A 21,709-nucleotide genomic window follows, 5' to 3' on the forward strand; every position below is an offset into this window, starting at 1 on the left:
GACCCGATTACGCCGCGAGATGGATTCCGGCGCGGCTTGAGGGGCATGATCGCCCCGCGTTCACGCCGACGGCCGGAATCCCCATCCGGCGCATCGCCACCTAGCCCAGCGGCGATTCCGATCGCCTCTCCCCGGCTACCCCACGGACCGCGTCGGCAGGGCCGTCGCTGAAGCAGGCTGAGGCGGCCTGCGCGCTAGGTTCCGGCGCACTGGCCTCGGCGCCGGCCGAGCCAGGGCCTTTTGTCCTCTGGAGGCATACGAATGGCCCACGCTGCCGCACGCGGTCCCCAAGCGGGCGGCCCAGACACCGGGCGCAGATCCGAATGACCGGTGTCGATCGGGGCGGCCCCAGGGGGAACGCCAACGGCTTGACCCGACCGCTGTCATTCCCAGTTTTGGCCACCTTCAGGTGCTCTACCTCCGACCCAAAGACCATCAGGCCGCTGTGCCGTACGAGCAGTCCCGTGATCCGATTCGAGAACGTCACGAAAATCTACCGCGCCAACGGCGCGCCGCGAATCGTCCTGGACCGGGCATCCTTCACCCTGAAGCAAGGTATCTGTTACGGCATCCTCGGCATCAACGGTGCCGGCAAGTCGACGACGATGCGGATCCTGGCGGGCACCGAGGAACCGACCAAGGGCAAGGTCTATAGAGGCCGGCGTGTGTCGTGGCCGCTCGGCTTCGCGGGCGGATTCCATCCCAAGATGACCGGCCGCGACAACGTCATGTTCGTAGCCCGGATCTATGGCGAGGATCCGCGGAAGGTGCTTGATTTCGTGGAGGATTTCTCGGAACTCGGGAGCTATCTGGAGCAGCCGATCTACACCTACTCATCGGGCATGGGCGCACGGCTCGCCTTCGGCATGAGTATGGCAATCCCGTTCGAGACCTACCTGATCGACGAGCTCACCTCGGTCGGAGACGCGCGCTTCTCCAAGCGGTGTGACGAAGTCTTCTCCGCCCGTCGCAAGAATGCCGACATCATCATGATTTCCCACTCGATGGAGCAGCTCCGCGAGTGGTGTACCCAAGGCATCGTGCTGCTGAACGGGCGGGCAATCGTCTACGAAGACATCAACGACGCGATTGAGGTCTACAGACGTCTCAATGCCTGAGTTTCAGCGCAGACTATGATCGGCCGACGCATAGGTTTTTGAAATCAACAGGCTCGGAGCTCGAAATCCGTTTCCCGAGATCATTTCGCTGGTGACACATAATAGCAGCGCCAAGCCATTCGACCTGGGCAAGCACACAGGGGCCAGAAGGCCGGTCCTCGCCCCCCTTCAGCAGCTTGCCGGCGCGACTCGTCACGACGTGGTCGAAATCTCGACCCAGCGCGGACGCATCGCCCTTTGTCGCCAGATCGACGCGCACGGTGCCGCCCTCAAAACAGGCGCCTTGATCGGAGACGATCGCATTCCATTCGGAAGCGGCCTTATCGTACGCCCGCGATCCCGGTCTGAGCCTTGGCCCGATGACGCTACCGCCCCTCGCGGGGCGTGCGTTGGCCGCTGTGACCGAAACCCGCTGGCGGAAGGGGTGGGATTCGAACCCACGGTGGAGTTGCCCCCACGGCGGTTTTCAAGACCGCTGCCTTAAACCACTCGGCCACCCTTCCTGACGGGTCTGCGGCGTTACGGTTACGGCCGCGGCAGAGGCTGCGTCAACAGGAGAACAACCGGTTGACCTTCCGAAGCATTCCGCCTATCTCACCGCCCACGCCCGGCGCCGCTCGATACGGAACGGGTTTCGCCCAGCCCCATCCGGTAGGGATGCGCTCGGCTGTAGGCTTTGGGGGATAGTTTAACGGTAGAACGGTGGACTCTGACTCCTCTAGTCCTGGTTCGAATCCAGGTCCCCCAGCCACCTGTCACCGCTTCGTAGTTTCCGCTTTTGACTGAGATTGGACTGGCCCGTTGGCCGGACCGACCGGACGCATGGAGTCGCGTCTGCGCCTCCCGGTGATGGGCTCAAGCTGAGCTGTTTCTCGCCTCGGGAACACGCATCGCCGATCGAGTGGGGCCAATCGCAGGCTCAGGCGGGTCTGCCCGGCAAACGCCCCTTCTGAGCAGCCAACAGGCACCGTATCCGTGACGGCGCTCTCAGGCACACTCATCAAATGGTCAGATCGCCGGTCCCGGCCGTGCAGAAGCCCTGCGCTCTGAGGAGCGGAAGCCCGTTAGAACAAGCAATGCCGACCAAGCTCGGCCTGACACCGCGGGGCCCCTCGGCCGCAGCCCGCGCGGCCGTGAGACCTATGCCGACCTGGGACGGTGCCCTGCATCCACCCCGCATTCCTCCTCTCGGCGCAGAGTGACCCCGTTGCGTTGAGCGGCGGCCCCGGCCGGGAAGATGATCGTCGGCGCTTGGCCTCCGCTTTACGGATTCAGTGGGGCCCACCTGCGAGCGACCAACCCGCGTCGGATCGACGGTCCGCCGCAATACCGCGCGCGCACTCCCTGAACGCGTCTGCCGTCAGGCGGCCGGGGCCGTGAGCTTGGACCGCACGCCGAGGACTTGGTGCAGGATGCGCCCGAGTTGCTCGGCCGAATAGGGCTTGTGCAGCAACGCGAATCCGTGGTCGCTTTCCTGGGCGAGCACGTGGCTGTACCCCGACGTGAGGACCACCGGCAGATCCGGCCACCGCTGCTGGAGCTCACGCGCCAACGCGACGCCGCCCATGCCCGGCATCACCACGTCGGAGAAGATCAGATCGAACCCGTCACCGTCGCGACCCAGCCGGTCCAACGCTTCCTCGGCATTGCCGGCCCATGCCGTCCGGTAGCCCAGATCCTCCAGGATCTGGGTCGCGAACTGGCCGACCCCGATATTGTCCTCGACGACCAGGATGCGTTGACCCGAACCCAGCGGGGCCAGCCCCATTTCCTGGATGCGCTCACCGGACGACAGATCGGACGCAGCCACTTCGGGTAGATAGAGCGTGAAGGTGGTGCCCCGGCCGACGACGCTCCGGACATCCACGTCGCCGCCCGACTGCTTGGCGAAACCGAAGACTTGGCTCAACCCGAGACCCGTGCCTCGACCAACCTCCTTCGTGGTAAAGAAGGGCTCGAAGATCCGCTCGATCCGGTCCGGCAAAATGCCGGTCCCCGTGTCGGTCAGAGAGACCGCCACGAACGGCGTCTCGCACCCTGCATGGCCGCGAACAGCCGGCAGCGCCGCCCCCCCGGTGACCCGGAGGATGAGCGTGCCTTCGCCGTCCATGGCATCGCGGGCGTTGACGGCCATGTTGACCAGGGCCGTTTCGAACTGGCTCACATCCGCCCGTACATGACAGGCGGTGTCCGGCACCTCGATCAGAACCTGCACGCGTGCGCCGGTCAGCGTGTCGAGCATGTCGGCGATCGCACTCACCCGCTGCCCGGCGCTGAACACCTCCGGCTTCAGCGCTTGACGGCGCGCGAAGGCGAGGAGTTGGCCGGTCAGCTTGGCGGCCCGGTCGACCGTCTCGGAGACCGCGTCGAGGTAGCGGCGCTTGCGGACCTCCGGCAGATCGGGCCGACGCAAAAAATCGACGGATGAGCGGATGATGGTCAGAAGGTTGTTGAAGTCGTGCGCCACTCCGCCCGTGAGCTGGCCGACCGCCTCCAGCTTCTGGGATTGGCGCAGGGCTTCCTGGGCCAGGACCAGCTCGGCCTGATCGCGCAACCGCTTTGTCACGTCCATGACGAACTGATAGCAGCCCGTGCGCTCGCCATCCGCACCGCGCAGGGTGCGGAAACTGATCTCATAGGCGGGGCGGACGCGTCCGGGATCGCCGAACTCCTGGACGAGGGTGATCTCCTCGCCGGCCAGCCCGCGTCCCCAACCCGCTTTGACCTGGGCCTGGTGTTCAGGCTGATCGGCCAGAAGGTCGAGCATGTTGTCGCCGACCTTCGGCCGTACGCCATAGATGCGCTCGAACTCGTCCGCATTCGCCTTGTTGATGGCCAGGATGTTGTAGTTGAGATCCGACGCCATCACCATGATGTCGGTTCTTTCGACGATCGTGGCCAATAGATTGCGCTCGGCCGTGCGCTCCGAGACCTGAAGTTCGAGCGTCTCGTTGAGAAGCTGTAAGCGGCGCTCGCTTTCGGCCAGCCGTTGCTCTGCCTCCCGGCGATGGCTGAGATCCGCCGTGACGACCAGCAGGTTCTTGAACCTGCCCTGCCCATCGTCGAGACGTCGGACGCTGCTGCTCGCCCAGATGGACGTGCCGTCGGGACGACAGTAGAGCTTGTCGAGGGCGGAACTGTGCCCGGTCTCGAACGCCTGCGCGATCGTCGCCAAGCTCTGCGGGCTATAGGCTGGATCGGTCACATCCGCGACGCCGACCGAGAGAACCTCGTCTGCGGACCGTCCGAGAATGCGGCACATCTCCGTGTTGACCCGAAGATAGCGGCCGCTCGCATCCACCTCGGACAGGCCGACGGACGCAGCCGAGAAGATCGCCGCCAAACGCTCCTCGCTCTCGCGCAGCGCCACTTCGGCACGGGCCCGCTCGGTGGCAGCCTTGACGCGCTCGCCGACCTCCCGGATCAGGTTGCCTTCCGCTGGCGTCCAGGCGCGCGGGGTCGCGCTCTGCACCGCGAGCAGGCCGACCCATTCGTCACCCCGAAACAGAACGACATCGACGAAGGCGCCGACCTGGCGTGACCGTAAGCCCGCCCGGGCCTCAACGGTGAACCGGGGGTCCGAGGGCACGTCGTCGACCGCGACGACCACGCCGTCGCGGTAGGCTGCCAGAAGGTCCGGGCCGAACGCCGCCAGCGAGTGCTCGCCGATGATCGAGCCGACGCCGTGGACGTACTCGCGTTCGACCGTCATCAGGCTGCCGGCGATCTCAGCGTAGAATACGCGGCTCGCACCGACCCGCTCGCCCAGACGCCGGGCGGCCACTTCGACGATGTCGGTGGGCGTGTTCAGCGGCCGAAGCGCGTCGCTCAGATCCAGCAGGAACGATTGTCGCTCCTCGTTCTCGCGGAGCGTCGCATCCGCCTCCTGCCGCTCCCCCTCGACGAACCGTTGGTCCGCGATCTCAGTGCAGGTGCCCCACAGGCCATCCACGCGCCCGGCCGGATCGCGGATGGGCACATAGGACAACGAGAACCGGCCCCCGTCGGGCGACCTCACGACGTATTCGAACGCGGCCGTGTCAACGAAGCGACCGGAGCAGGCCTCGTCCACGAAGGATCCAAGCTCGGCGCCGAGGTCGTGCCAGACCTGGAGATAGTCGCGACCGAGCGCAGACGGATGCGCGGCGCCGAGAAGCCCGACAAAGGAATCGTTGTAGAGGAGCCTGCGCTCGGGCCCCCAGATGACGAAGGTCGGCTGCCTCGAACCGAGCATGACGCCTGTCAGCGTCGTCAAGGATGGCGGCCAGGTCGCGGGATCGCCGAGCGGTGAGGCGTCCCAGTCGTGCGCGCGCATGAGCGCGCCCATCGCGCCACCGTCCATCAGGCAGGCTGGGATGCACATCGTCACGTTCGAACTTCTGTGCATCACGGCGTGGCGCTGTTTCACGGGGCCTCAGGGATTGACCGAGCGGACTGCTTCCGCGGTTGAGCCTGAACGATCGCGCGTATGCGCCGCCATGACGGCGCGCCGAACGACCCTTCAGTTGCCGCCCTGAGAGAAGGCAGGCCCGTTCACCGTGTTGGCCGTGGCACGCGACAGGCTCGTGCATCCAACACCCTAGAGCGGTCTCATGGCGAGCCGAGGTTGTCAAAGCCATGGACGCCTGGCCGGCGGCGCAATCGCCAACCTTTGAGAGTCGTCGCCTGCCGGAGATCTGGCGATGCCGTTCGGCGTGGTGCGCCCGCTCCATCTCCCGATCCTGCCGCCCCCGCAGGTCGCGGGCGCCAGCGAAGATCGTCCTTCCCGATGCGCCAGGGGAACGCAGCCATGCGTGACCAAGCCGCTGCGACCGGCGCTTCCACAATCCTGGGGATCAGCCGAGCTTCAGACCTCTGCGCGAGGACGCGGATGCCGGTTCGGCACGCGGTTCCCGGCGGCATCGGGATGAACCTTCTCATCCCTGCAGGCCACGCCCGCCTGGTCACCGGCGGCCTCGGAGGCCTCATCGGCTGAGTCGTACCAGGCCGCGCTGTCTCGCCTCAGCGCGTCCGGCGCGGCGGCTCGGGGTCGTGACAATGCATCTTCGGCGGTGCCGTCGCACAATCGATGGAACAGGTCTGATCGCGCCGGCAGATCCATTGCAAGGCCCCCGTCTTCATACAGGAACCGGAGCAATGACGGTGCGGGCCATCCATCGGTTCGACGAAGGTGGCCGGCGCGTCCGGCGACCCCGCACTTGGCTGCACGGAGCCGGCAAAGGCGAATGCCGGAAGGATCAGGAGGGCCGACACGCGACGTCTCATCAGACCGCCCTTCCCGTTCGGCAGCCACCCTCGGCTGCCGGAGCCCCACGACAGGGCGACACAGGAGGTTACCGGCGTTCGGAGATAGCGAATGCAGGGATGATCAATGACAAGTCATTTCATCCGGCTCTGCGCAGGGGCAGCCATGATGCATCTCCTGGCCGGCAATGCTTGATTCGTGGTCGCGTCGGCCGGCGCGAGCCGGAACGGCGGGGCCCTCCGGCGGTACATGCGTCCGATTCCCCACAGCGAGGCGTCGCCGGGCTGCTGGAGCACGGATGTCGTCGCTGGGCAGGCTCCGCATAGCCATGTGCAGGACACGCCGGCCTTCACGAGGGCGACGCTCGCAGGACGCGACGGTCCAGATTGACGGCATCGCGCCCCGCCCGAAGCGTCAGCCCCCGGAGCGGATCGGTCTCCGCGACCGGGGGTCTCGCGGCGGCCTCAGTGGCTGCCGCCGAGATAGGCCGCCCGGACGGCCGGATCGTTGCGCATCTGCTGCGCCGGGCCCTGGAAGCGGATCCGACCGTTCTCGAGCACATAGGCGTGGTCGGCGACGCCGAGCGCCGCCATGGCGAACTGCTCGACGAGCAACATGGTGACCTGCTCGGCCTTGAGCAGGCGGATGATCCGGAACACCTCCTCCACGAGCTTCGGGGCGAGGCCCATCGAGGGCTCGTCCAGCAGGAGGATCTCCGGCCGCAGCATCAGGGCCCGGCCCATCGCGAGCATCTGCTGCTCGCCGCCCGAGAGGGTGCCGGCAAGCTGCGTACGCCGCTCCTTCAGACGGGGGAACATCTCGAAGGCGCGCTCGCGGTCGGCCGCGACGTCGCCCTTCGGCCGCGCGCCCGTCAACCGGGGGAAGGCGCCCAGGGTCAGGTTGTCCTCCACCGAGAGCGTCGGGAAGACGCGGCGGCCCTCCGGCGAGTGCGCGAGGCCGAACCGGGCGACGTCGTGGCTTTCGAGGCCGCCGATCTCGCGCCCGTTGAGGCGGATCGAACCCGCCCGCGGGCGGATCATGCCCGACAGGGCGCGCATCGTGGTGGTCTTGCCGGCGCCGTTCGAGCCGATCAGCGCCACGACCTGCCCCTTCGGGACCGCGAAATCGAGGCCGTGCAGCACCTCGACCTGGCCGTAGCCGGCCGACAGACCCGTGACCTCAAGCATGGGTCAACTCCTCGTCGGCGACCGGGCTGCCGAGATAGGCCTCGATCACCTTCGGGTCCGCCTGGACCTCGCGGGCGCTGCCCTCGGCAATCTTGTGGCCGAAATCGAGGACGCTGACGCGGTCGCACAGGCCCATGACCACGTCCATGTGGTGTTCGATGAGGATCACCGTGATGCCGGCGTCTCGGATCTTGCGGATGATCGCCGTCAGCTCGGCGATGTCGGGGGCGGTGAGGCCGGCGGCGGGCTCGTCGAGGAGGAGCAGGACAGGATCGAGGGCGAGCGCGCGACCGATCTCGAGGAGGCGCTGCTTGCCGTAGGGCAGGTTGCGGGCCTCCACCTGCGCCAGGGCGCCCAGGCCGACGAAGTCGAGGATCGCCATGGCGCGGGCGCGCTGCTCGCGCTCTTCCCGACGGCGGCGCGGCGTGCCGAGGATCGCGTCGAAAAGGGTGCCGCGGAACCTGTGGTGGAGCCCGACCAGCACGTTCTCCAGCGCCGTCATCTCCCGGAAGAGCTGCACGTTCTGGAAGGTGCGCGCCACGCCGGCCGCCGCGATCTCGGAGGGCGTGCGCCCGTCGAGGCGCTTCGAGCCCTGGCCGCGGGCCAGGGTCACGCTGCCGCCGGTCGGCCGATAGATACCGGTCAGCACGTTCATCATCGTGCTCTTGCCGGAACCGTTCGGTCCGATCAGGCCGTGGATCGTGCCGGGCCGGACCGTGAGGTCGACGCCGGCGAGGGCCTTGAGGCCGCCGAACTGCATCAGGGCCTGCTCGACGGTGAGCAGCGGGTCGGCACCCCGGCCGCCGCTCTGGACGCTGAGCGCCGCCCCCTCGGCGTGGAGGCTCTTGCCCTCGGCGGTGTGGGCCGGCCGGAGCGCCGGGATCTTCTCGCGGACGAAGCCGACGATCCCGTCCGGCAGGTAGTACACCACGAACAGGATCATCAGGCCGAAGACCGTCAGGCGGAAGTCGGTCACGGATTCGAGCGCCAGGGTCGCCGGGAAGAAGGCGAGGCAGAGCCCGACCGGCACCAGCAGGGCGAAGCGGTCCTCCCGGCGCCGAAGGAAAGCGAGGGCGCCCACGATCAAGGCGGCAAGGGCGATGAGCCCCGCCATGATCCGCACCAGCTCGATATCGGCGAGCACGTTGGGCATCATCACGACGATCGCGGCCCCGATGATCGGCCCCGCCCGGGATTTGCGCCCGCCCATCGTGACGGCAAGCAGGAACAGCACGGTCAGCTCGAAGCCGTAGGAGTTCGGAGCCACGTAGCGCTCCGACCACGCGAACAGCGCACCGGCGAGACCAGCGAGGGCTGCCGAGATCACGAAGGCATAGACCTTGTAGCGGTAGACGCTGACGCCCATGCAGTCGCAGGCGATCGGTGAGTCCCGCAGCGCCTCGAAGGCGCGGCCGTAGGGAGAGCGCACCACCCGGTTGACGACCAGGATTGTGGCCAGCAGCGCGACGCAGACGAGGTAGTAGAATTCGAGCTTGCGCCCGGCTGCGCCCCACGGGGCCTGGAGACCGAGGAGCGAGAAGTCGAGGACGCGGGCCGGCGGCAGGGTGATGCCGAGGGGGCCGTTGGTCAGGGGCGTCAGCTCGTTGATGAAGATCTGAATGATGGTGCCGAAGGCCAGCGTCACCATGGCGAGGTAGGGACCGGTGACCCGCAGCGCCGGGACGGCCAGCAGCACGCCGAAGGCCGAGGTCACGCCGATCCCGGCCAGGATGCCCCACCACACGCCGAGCTTGAAGTGCAGGAACAGCACCGCGGCCGCGTAGGCGCCGACCCCGAACAGGCCGGCATGCCCGAGACTGACCTGTCCGGTATAGCCGACCACGATGTCGAGCCCGAGGATCAGGATCGCGTAGATGGCGATCACCACCACGAGGTGGATGTAATACGAACTCGTCACCACGTGCGGGAAGGCGGCGAGACAGACCACCAGCAGCACGGCGCCGAGGGCGCCCACGTGGCGGGACAGGCTCGGCGCGGCGGTCGGGACGGGCGCGTCGGCGGGGGCGAGGGTCTGCGCCATGGCTCAGGCTGCCGGGAGAGATGCGCGGGCGGTCACGGTCAGACCTTCTTGATGACCGCCTTGCCGAACAGGCCGACGGGGCGAATGGAGAGGACGACGAGGAGCAGGATCAGGCCCGGCACATCCTTGTAGCCGGTCGAGATGTAGAAGCCGGTCAGCGTCTCCGCGACACCGAGGATCAGGCCGCCGACGATGACGCCGAGGCCGGATTCGAGGCCGCCGATGATCGCCACCGCGAAGGCCTTCAGCGCCAGCACGGAGCCCATCGTGGCCCCGGTCAGCGTGACGGGCGCCACGAGCACGCCCGCGAAGGCCGCCGTCATGGCGCTGATCGAATAGGACAGGGTGATCACCTTCTGGGTGTTGATGCCCATCAGGCCGGCGGCGTCGATGTCGTTGGAGGTGGCGACGACCGCCTTCCCCCAGATCGACTTGCGATTGAAGATCTCGACCGCGAGCATCATCAGCAGCGCCCCCGCGACGATCAGCAGTTCCATCGGCAGGATGCGGACGCCGCCCACTTCGAGGGCAGTCTCGGGGAGTGGCGAGGGAAATTTCAGGTCGTCGCGGCCCCAGACATTCTCGGCGACGTTCTTGAAGATGATGCCGAGGGCGATGGTCGCCATGATCCATCCGTATTCGGACTTGATCTTCACGGCCGGGCGCACGCCCAGGCGCTCGACCACGGCCCCGAGGGCGAAGCCGAAGACGAGGACCAGGGGGATCATCAGCCAGTAGCCGACGAAGGGCACCAGGGTCAGGCCGAACAGGGCCCCGAGCGCCAGCGCCTCGCCCTGGCCGAAATTGAGCGTCTTCGAGGTCGCGAAGGTGAGCTGATAGCCGAACGCGATGGCGGCGTAGATCATGCCGACCGCGACGCCTGAGGCGATGAGCTGAAGCAGGATGGCCATGGATGCGTTGTCACCGGAGGGTCGTCCGGCCGCGCGGCGCGCGCCGCGGGACCGATATGCGACGTGCCGGCAGGCTGGAGTGCCGCCGGACTCTGGGGCACCCGCGCCCGGGTGGGCGCGGGCGTCGGGACCTCAGTTCGAGGACTTCTCCTTGACGCGGACGACGCCGGCGTTCTTGGCGTCCTCATCCTTGGCGTAGACGATCTTGCCGTCCTGCACCTTCCCGAACACGACCATGTTGCGCGAGATGGCGTTGTGGTCCTTGGCGGTGAAGGGCTTGTCGTAAGTGGTGACGACGCCCTCGACCTTCTCGTTCAGGTTCTCGAGGGCGGTGCGGATCTTCGCGCCGTCGGTGCTGCCCGCCTGCTTGATCGCCGCGGCGAGGAGGTAGATCGAATCGTAGCCCTGGGCGCCGGCCACGGGGGTCGGGATCTTCGTGACGCCGTAGGTCTTGTAGTAGTTCTCAAGGAAAGCCTTGCGCTTCGGCAGCGTCTGGTCCTCGATGAACGTCTGGGGCATGACCACGCCGTTGCCGTTCGCGCCGGCGATGTCGATGAAGCTCTGCATCGAGGACGGCCAGCTGGTGATCATCGGCACCTTCCAGCCGAGCTTGGCCATGCCGTTGGCGATCTGGGCCAGCTCCGGCCCGATCCCGTAGGCGAGGATCACCTCGGCACCGGCCTGCTGCGCCTTGAGCAGCTGGGCCGTCATATCGACGTCCTTGATGTTGAACTTCTCGACCGCGACCGGCTTCACGCCCTTCGTGCCGAGATACTTCTCGATATCCTCACGGCCGAGCTGACCGTAATTGGTCGAGTCTGCGAGGATCGCGATCTTCTTGTGGCCCTGCGCGAGAGCCTCGTCGACCATCAGGCCCGCCTGCAGCACGTCGTAGGCCGAGTTCCGGAAGACGTAGTTCGCGTCGTAATCCGGCTCTTTGAACTGATTGGTGATGATCGTCCCGGTGGCAACGTTGTTGAATACCGGGATCTCGGCTTCTTGGTAGAAGCGTTGGGCCGCGAGCGCGACGCCGGTGTTGATGAACCCGACCGTCGCGACCACCTTCTCCTTATTGATCAGCTCTTGCGCGACTTGCGCACCGACCTCGTTCTTGGCCTCATCGTCGCGCTCGACGAGCTGGATCGGCCGACCGAGGACACCGCCGGCCTTGTTGATTTCGGCAGCGGCGAGCTTGGCGCCGTCGCGCATTGAGACGCCCATCGAAGACGACCCCCCGGTATAGGGACCGCTCAGCCCGATCTTGATCGGATCCGCAGCCCATGCGGGGGCCGACAACATCGATAAGAACAGCACCGCAGCTGCTGTGCGACCTGCGAAGACCATCGTTCCCTCTCCAAGCTCCCGCTCGCGCGGCATGCCCTTCACCGTGGCACTCTGCCGACGACGTCTCATTGACTCAGGTCGGGCCGTCAAGCTGATGCTCTGATGAATCCAGAACGAATAATAAAGATTGTACCGATCTCTCCGCAGGATGAGCAACACAGGAGAAGAATCCAGCCCTGCCGACCGGGCGAGCGGATTAAAGGGCGACCGGACTCGTAGGACGCCGACATCCGGCACGGCGCGATCTCCGGCGTCCGCAGGGCCTCGAGCCCAACGGCGTCAGGGCGGATGCGGCGCGGTCTCATCAGGGCGTACCTCCCGGTCGTCGCCGATGCACAGGGCGTCCAGCGCCGTATGGGAACCGCGCATTGACGCGCCGCAGTCCGGCCGCATAGATCGCCCCATGCGCCGGCGGCAGCCTCGAACGGGTAGAGGGCGCGCGATCATTGGTTTGGTCGCGCTCTACGCGCTGCTGCTTCAAGCCTTTCTGGGGCTCGCCACACCGAGCCGCGCCCTGGACGGTCCGGGCGAGGTGCTCTGCGCCGGGCATTCGTCGGGCGAGCCTGCGAGCAAGGGCGTTCATGTCCATGCGTGCTGCACGGTCGTGCAGGCCGGGACGCTGACGCTGCCCCCCATCGATCCGGAGGCGGCGGCCTGGCCCTCCGCGCCGACCTCGCTGTGTGCGTGGCGCCCGGAAGCCGAGATCCCGACGACGGGACCTCCGACCTATAACGGAACCGCGCGAGGTCCGCCCGCGGCCTGACGATCCCGATCCCGATCGCTCAGGCCCGGACCTCTCCTCATGTCGATTGTTCTGCACGGCAGCGCCCCCGCGTACGGGGCGGCTGCCACTGGACGACTGTCCAGCGACGCCATCTACCGGGCCGTCTGGCGCTGGCACTTCTACGCGGGCCTTCTGTGCCTGCCCTTCCTGATCAGCCTGTCGGCGACCGGCGCGCTCTACCTGTTCAAGGATGAGATCAACGGCAGCCTGTTCGCGTACCGGACCAAGGTCGCCCCCCAGGCGATGGCGTCGCTCGGCCCGGATCGCCTGATCTTCAATGCGCTGCAGACGGTCCCGGACGGCGCGCCCGTCACCTACGTCGATCCCGCCGCCCCGGACGCCGCCGCGCGCGTCACGGTCGCGGTGGGCGATCGCCGCATCCAAGTCTACCTGAACCCCTACACCGGTGACGTGCTCGACCGCGTCGACTCCGATCGCGAGTTCATGGCGGTGGTTCGGGGGCTGCACAGCCTCGCCCTGCTCGGCCCGCTGGCGAATGCCGTGATCGAGATCGTCGCGGGCTTTGCGGTCATCCTGGTGGTGACGGGCACGTATCTCTGGTGGCCCCGCGGTCGGACCGGCGGCGTCGTCACCGTTCGCACCACGCCCCGCCGGCGCGTGTGGTGGCGCGATCTCCACGCCGTCACCGGATTCGTGGCCGGCGGCGGTCTGCTCTTCCTCGCGCTCACCGGGTTGCCCTGGTCGATCTGGTGGGGGCAGCAGCTCCGCGCATGGTCGAATGCCGCCGGCCTCGGCCAACCGGCCGCGCTGTGGGCGAACCGGCCGGTCTCCACGATACCCCTGCGCGACAGGCTCGAGGATGCGGGCTGGACCCTGCAGGACGCGCCGATACCGCGCTCTGCACCGCCTGCCGCAGCGGGCGCGGGCATTGGAATCGACGAGGCCGTCGCGAGTCTCGGACGCATGGGGATGCCCCACGGCTTCGAGCTGGCGCTGCCCGTCGGCGCCGACGGGGTCTACGCCGCCGCCATCTACCCGCGCGACGTCACCCGGCAGCGGGTGATCACCCTCGATCAGTATTCCGGGCGGCCGCTGGTCGACGTCCGCTTCGCCGATCTCGGCCCGGTCGGCCGGGCGATCCAATACGGCATCGGGATCCACAAAGGTGAGCATTGGGGCCGCGCGAACCAGTTCGCGATGCTGGCCTTCTGCCTCGCCACCATCCTGCTCGCCGTGACGGCCGGAACGATGTGGTGGAAGCGGCGCCCGGCCGGCAGCCTCGGGGTGCCGCCGTGGCCGCCTAACCGGCGGGTGCTGGTCACCGTGACCCTGATGATCCTCGGGCTCGGGATCCTCTTCCCGCTGACCGGCCTCGCGATCGCCGGGATGCTCGGTCTCGATCTCGGCGTGGATCGGCTCCGAAGGCGCGGGATGAGCTGATCCGGAGCGGACGGGCGCCATGCCCGTGCGGACCCGTTCTCGTCTGACGCGCCGGCGCCCGGGCCTTCTGGGTGCGGGGCTGATCGTGTGCGCGCTCTGGATCCAGGCGCTGGCACCGGCCGTGGCCCTCCGGATGGCACAGGCGCCGTGGCCGCTGCCCGGTCAGATCCTGTGCGGGCATGGGCCGGATCAGGCGACGGAAGTCGCCATCGGTCCGCATGCGCCGGCACTGACGGGCTGCGGCCTCTGCGGGCTGTGTCGGGCCGGCGCCGTCCCGCCGCTTCTTCCGACGGTGGTCGGTCTCGCCCGTCGCCTGCGCTGGCATGCGGTGACGTGGCCGATCCCGCCCCCAAAGCCCATCGTCTCGGTCCACCGCATCCCTGGCCAACCGCGAGGGCCGCCCCGTTTCGCCTGATCGCCTGCCCATGCCCGCGGCCCCGCCGCTTGCCCCACCGATCAGACGAGTCCTCCGATGCCCCCCGACCAGACCGCCCTGCGCGGCCGCGCCCTCGCGCTTCTGCTTGCCGGTACCCCCCTCCCCGCCCTCGGCCAGACCGCGGTGACGCTGGACGAACTCTCCGTGGAGGGCGAAGCGGCGCCGTCTGCAGGCCGGACCACGGCCCCGCCTTTCGGCGTGGCCGCACCCCCCGGCGCGGCCCCCTCGGTCATCGAGCATCCGGTGGGCGAGATCGTCACCGGCATCGGCCGGGACGGCACCATCGCGAACCGGCCGGCGACCAGCATCGGATCGGTCCTGGTGAACAGCCCGGGCGTCACGGTCCGGCAGGGCAATGGCGGCCGGGACGTGGTGATCTCGATCCGCGGCAACAACGCCCGCTCCACCGGCGTGATCAAGAACACCGTCGTTCTGGAGGACGGCTTCATCCTGACCCAACCGGACGGGGCGTCGCGCTTCGACCTCACGGACCCGCGGGCCTACAGCCGGATCGACGTGTTCCGCGGGCCGCAATCGCCCCTCTTCGGCAACTACGCCACCGGGGGGGCGCTCGCGTTCCGGACGCGGACCGGGCGGGAGATCGACGGCTACGAGATCGGGGTGGATGCCGGCAGCTTCGGCTACCTCAGCAATTACTTTACCGTCGGAGGCGTCAGCGGTCCGTTCGAGATCAGCCTGTTCGCGAGCGACGTCCGCGCCAACGGCTATCAGGACCATGCGAGCTATGACACGCAGACCATCAATCTGCTCGCGAGCTACACCCCGACCCCGGACAACCGCTTCACCCTCAAGGTGATCAACAACACCCTCGACGCCAACCTTCCCGCCCGCTCGTCCCTGGCCCAGTACCGGATCAACCCGTACCAGCGCGGCTGCGCCGCCGCCGCAAGCGCGGCGGCCGGCTGCACCACCTTCAACCTGTTCCGGAACGGAGCCTTCGGCGCGACCGTGCCGGTGACGGCGGATGAAGGCGGCTTCGGGCGCAACGACCGCCGGACCATCGTGGCGGCCCGCTGGGAGCACGACATCGACGCCTTCACCACGTGGCGCACGCAGCTCGGCTTCGACGAGCGCAACTTCGATCAGCCCTTCTACCAGACATCGTCGCGTGGCTCGTATCCGTCCTGGAATTTCCTGACGGACCTGACCCGGCGGGGGGATCTGTTCGGTCTGCCGGCGACCGGCTACGTCGCGCTGGCCTACAACACGATCGACAACCACATCACGACGTTCAACCGGGCGCCCTATGACGGCCCGCGCCTGGGGGCGCTGATCGGCGATCAGACGGCGGTGCAGTCGAATCTCGGCGGCCGGGCGCGGCTCGAACTCGCCCTGTCGGACCAATGGACCGGCGTTCTCGGCCTCAGCGCCGAGAGCACGTCCATCACCGGCCGCAACCTGGCCTACAGCTACGCGGCGAGCGGCGCGACGCGGACAGTGGCGGACGCGAACCGCTCCTTTCTCAACGTCGCCCCGGAACTGGCGCTGGTCTACCGGCCGGATCCGGCCTGGGCGCTGCGCGGCCGGGTCGCCACCGGCTATACGACGCCGGCCGCGAGCAACCTGTTCATCACCCCCGCCGGACTTCCGGGCAACAACACCCAGCTCCAGACGCAGGAAAATCTGGGCTTCGATCTCGGCGCAGAGTGGAGTCCGGTGACGGATCTTCGCTTCAGCGTCACCGGCTTCTACGAGTTCTTCCGCAACGAGCTGGTCACGCAATCGCCGGGGGCGGGCCTCCTCGCCTACACGTTCAACGCGCCCGCCTCGGAGCATCGGGGGATCGAGGTCGGCGCCGACTGGGCCTTCGCGCCCGGCTGGCGCGGAACCCTGGCCTACACGTTCGACGACCAGATCTACACCCGCTACACCGAGCAGCTCAGCGCGGGCAGCCTGAGCCGTCGGTTCGACCGGGCGGGGAACCGGATCCCCGGCGTTCCGGCCCACCAGCTGCTGGCCCGCCTGGGCTACGACGTGCCGAGCGGGCCGCTCGCCGGTCTCGGAGCCTTCGTGGAGACGGTGGTTCAGGGCGACTTCTACCTCGACAATGCCAATTCGCTGAAGGCGCCGGGCTATGCGATCGTCAACGCCAACCTGCACTACGCCACGGACCTGACCGGCGGATACGCCAAGCGGCTCAGCGTCTATCTCGAAGTGCGCAACCTGTTCGATACGACCTACGTGGCCTCCGCGCAGAATCTCGCCAACGGGATCAGCGCCACGACCGGCCTCCAGAACGGGGCGGCGGTGCTGGCGACGACGACCGGCTCGATCTTCGCGGGGGCTCCACGGAACATCGTCGGCGGGATGCGGCTGGCATTTTGAGCGTTGCCGGCGGGCCGGCGCGTGGTGTCAATGCCGAGCTTGCACTATGCTCCGGCGATCGATCGCGGGGGCCGGGCCGATGCGCGCGGTCCGGGCTGCGCGGCGCGGGCCGTGGGCGGAGACTTGGCGCGATGGTCGGATGAGGCGGCGCACCGTAATCGCTGGATTGGCGCTGGCCGGATGGCCACGCATCGCCGGAGCGCAGACGCAGGCCCACGTGGCGGCGCTCTGGCCGTTCACGGAAAGCGATGACGAAGGTCGCGCGCTCGCGGAGGCGTTCAATGCCGCCCTGCGCGACCAGGGGCATCCGGATCAGCCCGTCGATCACCGCTGGGGCGGTGCCGACCCCGAGCGGACGCGGATCCTGGCGACCGAACTCGTCGCCGCAAGGCCGCCGGTCATCTTCGCTTATCTGAATGCGCAACTCTCGGCCGTCGCGACGGCGACCCGAACGATTCCGATCGTGTTCGTCGGCGCCTCCGATCCGGTCGGGTTCGGGTACGTGGAGAGTCTCCAACGCCCGGGGGGCAACATCACGGGCTTCACCCTCTACGAGGCGCCCCTGGGTGGAAAATGGGTGGCGGCCCTCAAGGAAGCCGTGCCGAGCATCCGACGCGTCACGCTCCTGTCGAATCCGAGCACCGAGATCCGGGGCAAGAACCTCTACGCCGAGCCGTTCCGCAGCACCGCGTCCGCGCTGGGAATCGAACCCAGGGTGGTAAAGGTCGAGAAGACTGCCGACATCGATCCTGTCATCGCAGATCTCGCGCGACAGGGGCACGGGGGGCTGATCGTCGCGCCCGGGACATTCAGCGAGGCCAACGGCGATCGCATCGTCGCGCTGACGACGCGCAACACGATCCCGACGGTCTTCGCCATCCGGCGCTTCGCCTATCGCGGCGGCCTGATGTCGTACGGTCCCGATCCGACCGAGGCGGTCCGTCGGGCGGCGGCCTATGTCGGTCGCATTCTCCGCGGCGAGAACCCGGCAACCCTGCCCGTCCAGGCGCCCACGAAGTTCGACTTCATCGTGAACCTCAAATCCGCGCGCGGCATGGGCGTGGACATCTCGTCGGCACTTCTCGCCCAAGCCGATGAGATCGTCGAGTGACGGCGCTTCCCCCACCGACCGGAGATACGGTCCCGCGGTGGCTCCGCGTGCCGCTGTCGGTCAAGTTCGCGGTGGCCTTCGTGGGCCTCGTCAGCCTGGTCCTGCTTATCAACGGGGCCGTCGACCTGACCCTGAACTATCAGGACGCCAAGCGGACGGCGATCGAGACGCAGCGCACCAAGGCGCGGGCGGCCGCCGAACGCGTCGATGCCTTCCTGTCCGGAATCGAGAGCCAGATCGGCTGGACGACCCGCGCCGAGTGGCGGCGGATCCCCCCCGAGCAGCAGCGTTACGACTTCATTCGCCTGCTGCGCCAGGCGCCGGCGATCACGGAGGTCGCCTATCTCGATCCGGCCGGAAAGGAACAGCTGCGGGTGTCGCGGCTCGAACCCGACGCCGTAGGCAGCGGCAAGGATTTCTCGACCTCTCCGCGGTTCACCCAGGCCATCGCCCAGAAGACCTGGTTCGGCCCGGTCTATTTCCGGCGCGGTTCCGAGCCTTACATGACGGTCTCGGTCGCCCATGCCGGCCGCGACCCGGGCGTGACCGTCGCGGAAGTCAATCTGAAGCTGATCTGGGACGTGGTCAGCGCGATCAACGTCGGTGAGCACGGCTACGCCTTCGTGACGACCGCGACCGGACGCCTGATCGCGCACCCGGATCTGAGTCTGGTCCTGCGTGACACCGACCTGTCCGGTCTGTCGGAGGTCGCGGCGGCGCTGCCCGGATCCCGGATGGCAGGACAGGATTACGAGATCACCACCGGCCTCGACGGCGGCTGGGTGCTGGCGGCCCATGCCACCATCCCGCGGGTCGACTGGATCGTGTTCGTGCAGGAATCGCTGCGCGACGCGATGGGGCCGGCTCTGGAATCCGTCATCCAGACCACCTCCCTGATGGGCCTCGGCGTGCTGCTGGCGGCCGTGGCGGGGACCTTTCTGGCGCGGCGCATGGTCGTTCCCATCCGGCAGCTGGAGGATGGCGCAGAACGCTTCGGATCCGGAGACCTCTCGGAACGCATCGTGATCCGCACCGGCGACGAGATCGAGACCCTGGCGCACCGGTTCAACACGATGGCGGGCCGCGTCCAGGAATCCTACGAGACCCTAGAAGCCAAGGTCGAGGAGCGGACCCGCGACCTCAATCAATCACTCGATGACCTTCAGAGAGCCCAGAGCCGTCTCGTGCAATCGGAGAAGCTCGCGTCTTTGGGCCAACTCACCGCCGGCATCGCCCACGAGATCAAGAATCCGCTGAACTTCGTCAACAACTTCGCATCGCTCTCGAACGAGCTGGTGGACGAGTTGCGGGACGTGCTCGAACCCGCCTCGCTCGATCCGAGCACGCGGGAGGAGGTCGAGGAGATCACCGGCCTTCTCAAGGGCAATCTCGAGAAGGTCGTCCAGCACGGCAAGCGTGCCGATTCGATCGTCAAGAATATGCTGCTGCACTCGCGCACCGGGTCCGGGGAGCATCGCCCGGTGGACGTCAACGCTCTGGTCGAGGAGAGCCTGAATCTTGCCTATCACGGAGCCCGTGCGGCGAAACCCAGCTTCAACGTGACCCTTGTGCGCGATTACGATCCGGCCGCCGGCACGGCCGACCTCTTTCCCCAGGAGATCACCCGGGTCCTTCTCAACCTGATGTCGAACGGATTCTACGCCACCGAGAAGAAAGCCGACGGCGCGGAGCCGGGCTACGAACCGACGCTGTCGATCGCCACCCGGGATCGGGGCGACAGCATCGAGATCCGCGTGCGCGACAACGGCACCGGTATCCCCGACAGCGTCAAGGCCAAGATGTTCGATCCGTTCTTCACCACGAAGCCGGCCGGCGAGGGAACGGGGCTCGGGCTCTCGTTGAGCCACGACATCCTCGTCAAGCAACACGGCGGGACGGTGGACGTCGCCACGGAGCCAGGCGCCTTCACCGAGTTCACCATCACCCTGCCGCGCCAGAGCGTCACGACGACCGCGCCCGCTGCGCCTCCACAGCCAGCGACCGAGACCGAGAGCCAGCCATGAACGTCCTGATCCTCGTCGTCGATGACGAACCCGACGTGACCGACCTGTTCCGGCAGCAGTTCCGCCGCGAGCTGCGCGCCGGACGGTTCGCGATGGGCTTCGCGCATTCGGCGGCGGAGGCCCTGGACCGGATCAACGGGTCCAACGATCCGAGCCTGATTCTGATGCTCTCCGACATCAACATGCCCGGGATGACCGGCCTCGAATTGCTGCCGCGGGTGCGCGCAGCCCGGCCCGACGTGCCGGTGATCATGATCACGGCCTACGGCGATGCCGAGACGCGTGAGAAGGTCATCGCCGCCGGCGCGGTGGGCCTGATCACCAAGCCGATCGATTTCCCCGTCCTGAAGGCGGAGATCGACCGCCGCCTCTCCGCGCTCTCGGGGGCCGAATGACCCCCGGCATGCCGAGCGCCAAGATCCTCGTCGTCGATGACGAGCCGGATCTCGAGGCGCTGATCACCCAGAAGTTCCGCCGCCAGATCCGCCAGGGCCTCGTCACGTTCCTGTTCGCCCATGACGGACAGGAGGCCCTGGACCGCCTCTCGGACAACCGCGACGTCGATCTGGTCGTGTCCGACATCAACATGCCGCGCATGGACGGGTTGACGCTGCTCGCCAAATTGCAGGATCTTGCCGAGCGCCCCTCGACCATCATCGTCTCGGCCTATGGCGACATGGCGAACATCCGCACGGCGATGAACCGGGGTGCCTTCGACTTCCTGACGAAGCCGATCGACTTCGTGGATCTCGAGACGACGATCGAGCGGACGCTGAGGCATGTCGAGGCTCTGCGCGAGGGGCGGCGGCGGCAATCGCTGGCCGAGCGGGCGCATGCCTCTCTGGCCCGGTACTTCTCGCCCAACCTCGCCGAGCGGCTCGCGGGGGATGCATCGGGCCTGGAACTCGGCGGCCACCGGCGCGACGTGGCCTCCCTGTTCACCGACATCGCCGGCTTCACCAGCCTGGTGGAGAGCCTCGACCCGGCGCAGCTCGCCGAAATCCTCAACGGCTACTTCGCCGAGATGACCGACGTGGTCTTCGCCCACGAGGGGACGGTGGCCAAGATCGTCGGCGACGCCCTGCACGTGCTGTTCGGGGCGCCGGGGGACCAACCGGACCACGCGGCTCGGGCCGTGGATTGCGCGCTGGCCCTCGACCAGGTGGCCGAGGGGTTCCGCGCGCGCTGGCGGGAGCGGGGGATCGAGATCGGCGTGACGCGGATCGGCGTCCATGCCGGGCCGGCGATCGTGGGCAATTTCGGCGGCGGCCGATACTTCGACTACACGGCCTACGGCGACACCATCAACACGGCGGCACGCCTGGAGAACGCCAACAAGGCGTTCGGAACGCGGATCTGCGTCAGCGAGGCGGTGGTGATCCGGGCCGGGCAGTTCCGCGGCCGGCCCCTCGGCGACCTGCTCCTGCGCGGCAAGCAGACGGCCCTGCGCGCCTACGAACCCCTGACGGAGGCGGTCTACGGCGACGCGCCGCTCGCCCAGTATCAGGACGCCTACGCGAAGCTCGATGCCGGGGAGGCCGGCGCCCTCGCGGCCTTCGCGGCCCTGGTCGGGCTGCGTCCCGACGACGGGGTCGCGGCTTTCCACCTGAAGCGCCTCCTGAACGGCGGCAGCGGCAGCCGGGTCGAGGTCCGCTGAGTTCCGCGCCCCGCCGGGATCCCCATCGGTACACGCGATAGCCCCGCCTTAAGGCAGCGCCTATTACCATCCCCGGGCGCGTGATCGGACCCCCTCCCGATCGG

At 67.9% G+C, this 21,709-nt stretch carries 14 protein-coding genes and 2 tRNA genes; 9 read left to right on the forward strand and 7 right to left on the reverse strand.

Features of this window, described 5'->3' with window-relative positions:
• The first annotated feature begins 464 nt into the window (after positions 1–464).
• Positions 465–1,118, forward strand: a complete 654-nt coding sequence (locus ABC766_RS11065; protein WP_043346135.1) for an ABC transporter ATP-binding protein — start codon at positions 465–467, stop codon at positions 1,116–1,118.
• 413 nt (positions 1,119–1,531) lie between these two features.
• On the opposite strand, the gene ABC766_RS11070 is transcribed toward ABC766_RS11065, so the two are convergent.
• Positions 1,532–1,621, reverse strand: a tRNA-Ser gene (locus ABC766_RS11070).
• A gap of 174 nt (positions 1,622–1,795) precedes the next feature.
• On the opposite strand from ABC766_RS11070, the gene ABC766_RS11075 reads away from it, so the two are divergent.
• A tRNA-Gln gene (locus tag ABC766_RS11075) sits at positions 1,796–1,869 on the forward strand.
• A 609-nt stretch (positions 1,870–2,478) separates the two neighbouring features.
• Here ABC766_RS11075 and ABC766_RS11080 read toward each other — a convergent pair.
• The 6 genes from ABC766_RS11080 to ABC766_RS11105 all read right to left on the reverse strand — a co-directional run bounded on the left by ABC766_RS11080 (position 2,479) and on the right by ABC766_RS11105 (position 11,846).
• On the reverse strand, positions 2,479–5,505 hold the full coding sequence (locus tag ABC766_RS11080; RefSeq protein ID WP_345822732.1) for a PAS domain-containing protein: 3,027 nt from the start codon (positions 5,503–5,505) through the stop codon (positions 2,479–2,481).
• A 614-nt stretch (positions 5,506–6,119) separates the two neighbouring features.
• On the reverse strand, positions 6,120–6,371 hold the full coding sequence (locus ABC766_RS11085) for a hypothetical protein (RefSeq protein WP_427902304.1): 252 nt from the start codon (positions 6,369–6,371) through the stop codon (positions 6,120–6,122).
• A gap of 456 nt (positions 6,372–6,827) precedes the next feature.
• Complete coding sequence (locus ABC766_RS11090; RefSeq protein WP_043380492.1) at positions 6,828–7,550, reverse strand: ABC transporter ATP-binding protein; 723 nt, start codon at positions 7,548–7,550, stop codon at positions 6,828–6,830.
• On the reverse strand, positions 7,543–9,591 hold the full coding sequence (locus ABC766_RS11095; protein WP_278306392.1) for a branched-chain amino acid ABC transporter ATP-binding protein/permease: 2,049 nt from the start codon (positions 9,589–9,591) through the stop codon (positions 7,543–7,545). The genes ABC766_RS11090 and ABC766_RS11095 overlap by 8 nt, the downstream gene beginning before the upstream one ends.
• A gap of 38 nt (positions 9,592–9,629) precedes the next feature.
• Positions 9,630–10,502, reverse strand: a complete 873-nt coding sequence (locus ABC766_RS11100; RefSeq protein WP_043345455.1) for a branched-chain amino acid ABC transporter permease — start codon at positions 10,500–10,502, stop codon at positions 9,630–9,632.
• Positions 10,503–10,634: 132 nt separating this feature from the next.
• Positions 10,635–11,846 carry an ABC transporter substrate-binding protein gene (locus ABC766_RS11105; RefSeq protein ID WP_345822735.1) on the reverse strand — a complete coding sequence of 404 codons (1,212 nt, stop codon included), beginning with the start codon at positions 11,844–11,846 and terminating at the stop codon, positions 10,635–10,637.
• Positions 11,847–12,297: 451 nt separating this feature from the next.
• Between ABC766_RS11105 and ABC766_RS11110 the strand changes: the two genes are divergently transcribed.
• The 7 genes from ABC766_RS11110 (at position 12,298) to ABC766_RS11140 (ending at position 21,605) form a co-directional block, all read left to right on the forward strand.
• Positions 12,298–12,609, forward strand: coding sequence for a hypothetical protein (locus ABC766_RS11110; RefSeq protein ID WP_287090114.1), 312 nt, complete (start codon positions 12,298–12,300; stop codon positions 12,607–12,609).
• Positions 12,610–12,648: 39 nt separating this feature from the next.
• Entirely contained in the window at positions 12,649–14,031 is a 1,383-nt protein-coding gene (locus ABC766_RS11115; protein WP_345822257.1) for a PepSY domain-containing protein, read from the forward strand.
• 472 nt (positions 14,032–14,503) lie between these two features.
• Positions 14,504–16,813, forward strand: coding sequence for a TonB-dependent receptor family protein (locus ABC766_RS11120; RefSeq protein WP_043760539.1), 2,310 nt, complete (start codon positions 14,504–14,506; stop codon positions 16,811–16,813).
• Between the two features lie 139 nt (positions 16,814–16,952).
• Positions 16,953–17,924 (forward strand): ABC transporter substrate-binding protein, encoded by a 972-nt coding sequence (locus tag ABC766_RS11125; RefSeq protein WP_043345438.1) that lies wholly within the window; start codon positions 16,953–16,955, stop codon positions 17,922–17,924.
• Positions 17,925–17,971: 47 nt separating this feature from the next.
• The gene (locus ABC766_RS11130; RefSeq protein WP_287090110.1) at positions 17,972–19,948 is read left to right on the forward strand and encodes a sensor histidine kinase; all 1,977 of its coding nucleotides are present in this window, start codon (positions 17,972–17,974) and stop codon (positions 19,946–19,948) included.
• Positions 19,945–20,343, forward strand: a complete 399-nt coding sequence (locus ABC766_RS11135; protein WP_043760537.1) for a response regulator — start codon at positions 19,945–19,947, stop codon at positions 20,341–20,343. The genes ABC766_RS11130 and ABC766_RS11135 overlap by 4 nt, the downstream gene beginning before the upstream one ends.
• Positions 20,340–21,605, forward strand: coding sequence for an adenylate/guanylate cyclase domain-containing protein (locus tag ABC766_RS11140; RefSeq protein WP_043760534.1), 1,266 nt, complete (start codon positions 20,340–20,342; stop codon positions 21,603–21,605). Before ABC766_RS11135 ends, ABC766_RS11140 begins: the two co-directional genes overlap by 4 nt.
• Positions 21,606–21,709 lie beyond the last annotated feature (104 nt).

Origin of the sequence: Methylobacterium fujisawaense, assembly GCF_039619325.1 — a bacterium.
Taxonomy (GTDB): domain Bacteria; phylum Pseudomonadota; class Alphaproteobacteria; order Rhizobiales; family Beijerinckiaceae; genus Methylobacterium; species Methylobacterium fujisawaense.

Excerpts from the sequence above, each read along its gene's own strand:
- ABC766_RS11080 (WP_345822732.1), bottom strand. The coding sequence starts at position 5,505 with ATGCACAGAAGTTCGAACGTGACGATGTGCATCCCAGCCTGCCTGATG.
- ABC766_RS11090 (WP_043380492.1), bottom strand. The coding sequence starts at position 7,550 with ATGCTTGAGGTCACGGGTCTGTCGGCCGGCTACGGCCAGGTCGAGGTG.
- ABC766_RS11095 (WP_278306392.1), bottom strand. The coding sequence starts at position 9,591 with ATGGCGCAGACCCTCGCCCCCGCCGACGCGCCCGTCCCGACCGCCGCG.
- ABC766_RS11100 (WP_043345455.1), bottom strand. The coding sequence starts at position 10,502 with ATGGCCATCCTGCTTCAGCTCATCGCCTCAGGCGTCGCGGTCGGCATG.
- ABC766_RS11105 (WP_345822735.1), bottom strand. The coding sequence starts at position 11,846 with ATGGTCTTCGCAGGTCGCACAGCAGCTGCGGTGCTGTTCTTATCGATG.
- ABC766_RS11115 (WP_345822257.1), top strand. The coding sequence starts at position 12,649 with ATGTCGATTGTTCTGCACGGCAGCGCCCCCGCGTACGGGGCGGCTGCC.
- ABC766_RS11120 (WP_043760539.1), top strand. The coding sequence starts at position 14,504 with ATGCCCCCCGACCAGACCGCCCTGCGCGGCCGCGCCCTCGCGCTTCTG.
- ABC766_RS11125 (WP_043345438.1), top strand. The coding sequence starts at position 16,953 with ATGAGGCGGCGCACCGTAATCGCTGGATTGGCGCTGGCCGGATGGCCA.
- ABC766_RS11135 (WP_043760537.1), top strand. The coding sequence starts at position 19,945 with ATGAACGTCCTGATCCTCGTCGTCGATGACGAACCCGACGTGACCGAC.
- ABC766_RS11140 (WP_043760534.1), top strand. The coding sequence starts at position 20,340 with ATGACCCCCGGCATGCCGAGCGCCAAGATCCTCGTCGTCGATGACGAG.